The organism is Flavobacterium sp. (assembly GCF_040382755.1).
Taxonomy (GTDB): Bacteria; Bacteroidota; Bacteroidia; order Flavobacteriales; family Flavobacteriaceae; genus Flavobacterium.
Genome location: NZ_JBEIET010000224.1, coordinates 1 through 1,972, shown reverse-complemented (window position 1 = coordinate 1,972; position 1,972 = coordinate 1). Strand labels below are relative to the sequence as shown.

Below are 1,972 nucleotides of genomic sequence, written 5' to 3'. Positions count from 1 at the left end.
TATATAAAATTTCAACCCATACAATATGAAACATTTTTTAAGAAAACTATTATTGGGAAATATTACCAAAACAGACAAGCCGCTTTTAAAAGTAAATCCCATTCGAAAGCGCATAGTAAATATCCAATCCATTTGGAATAACGACCATCAAGAGGATAACGGCATTGAAAAAATATTTAGATTGTCTTTATCAATTTCACAACTAATTTTTCCTGGTGTCTACATTAAGTACTTATTTTCAAGAAAAAACTATGAGTATCAAGATATTGCAATGGATTCTTACATCATTTTAAAATTACTATTTCCAATTTATATCTTAAAAAACAACTTACAAGATCAAAATATTTTAATTTATATTATGGTATACCTGCTTTTAGAAACCATTTTATATATACCTACATTAATTTTCGCTTCAGATATGCTTTCGCGACCAAAGTCATATAAACGTTCGATGTTATTGTTGTTTTTAAATTATTTAGAAATTGTTTTTGCATTTGCTGTTTTATATACTTTGGGAGATAATATGAACAAACCTTTTACACATTGGTTTGATGCCGTTTATTTTAGCATAATTACGGCAAACTCTGTAGGATATGGCGATTTTTACCCCGTAACACCATATGCTAAAGTATTAGTTAGTATTCAAGCTATGTTCTTTTTATCGTTTGTGGTATTGTTTTTAAACTTCTTTTCAGCCAAAGTAAAAAATAAAGGGTATTTTGATAACGAAGAGTAATATAAATGATGGATAACCAATTTATTTTTTGCTTGGAAGCCGTTTCAGATGTCGAAAAGGTTACTGTTACAGACATTCAGCACCAATTAGAACGCTTGGCTCTGAATTACGAAATAGCCTCTATTTATAAAACGTGCGATACGATTGAAGGGTTAGAAGAAAGTTTGTCGGCACTACTCTACGACGACCATAATTTCACGAATTATGAAATTATTTATTTGGTAATGCAAGGCGAAGACAATACCATTTGCATATACGATTACTATTATAGTTTAGATGAAATTGCCGAACTTTTTGAAGGAAAAATGAAAGGTAAAATCATTCATTTTGCCAATACCAAAACACTTGAATTAACTAACGATGAAGCTCAGTTTTTCTTAGATGTTACTAGTGCAAAAGCCATTTCTGGATATGGTGCAAAATACACCAATTTAAAAAGTTACAATTTAGATTTAGAATTTTTTAAACTCTTTCAAGATAACGAAAATATTGACGAAGTAGTTGAAACGCTTTTTGAAAAAAATTATACCCTTTGTAAAGTATTAGATTTTAGATTGTATTATTAATAACTTCCTGTTAAAACGTATCGGACTTTCCAAAAAACAACTAACTTTGCTACAACAAGTTTTACAACTCAAAAATCATAATTATGAAAAAATTTCAAATAGTATACGTTTTACTTTTACTAACTCTTTCTGTTTCGGCACAGTTTTCTCAAAAAGCATTGCCTTATGCTTACACAGATTTAGAACCTTTTATAGATGCGCAAACTATGGAAATTCATTACAGCAAGCACCACGCGGCGTATGTAAAAAATTTAAATGCAGCAGTTGTGGGTACTGAAGCCGCTAAAATGACAATCACAGAGATTTTCTCGAATGTATCAAAGTTGAGTCCAGCAATTAGAAACAATGCAGGCGGACATTATAATCACGAAATGTTTTGGTCGCTATTAACTCCAATACAAAACACGAAGCCATCTGGAGGTTTAGAAAAAGCAATTGACGAAACGTTTGGAAGTTTAGATGCTTTAAAAGAAAAAATAAATGCGGCTGCAACTTCTCGTTTTGGTTCAGGATGGGCTTGGCTTTCTGTTGATAAAAATAACAAATTGGTGGTGTCTTCTACTCCAAATCAAGACAATCCGTTAATGGATGTTGCAGAAACCAAAGGAACACCTATTTTAGGAATTGATGTTTGGGAACACGCGTATTATTTAAAATACCAAAACAAACG

The 1,972-nt window shown here is 31.1% G+C and carries 3 protein-coding genes; all 3 read left to right on the top strand.

Annotation, left to right across the window (positions count from 1 at the left end):
* The first annotated feature begins 25 nt into the window (after positions 1-25).
* Positions 26-736: a potassium channel family protein gene (locus ABWO04_RS11480; protein ID WP_353079825.1), complete on the top strand. Its 711-nt coding sequence runs from the start codon at positions 26-28 to the stop codon at positions 734-736.
* 5 nt (positions 737-741) lie between these two features.
* Positions 742-1,302: a DUF6642 family protein gene (locus ABWO04_RS11475; RefSeq protein WP_353079824.1), complete on the top strand. Its 561-nt coding sequence runs from the start codon at positions 742-744 to the stop codon at positions 1,300-1,302.
* Between the two features lie 83 nt (positions 1,303-1,385).
* Positions 1,386-1,972, top strand: a 587-nt coding sequence (locus ABWO04_RS11470; RefSeq protein WP_353079823.1) for a superoxide dismutase, incomplete at its 3' end; no start/stop codon positions are given.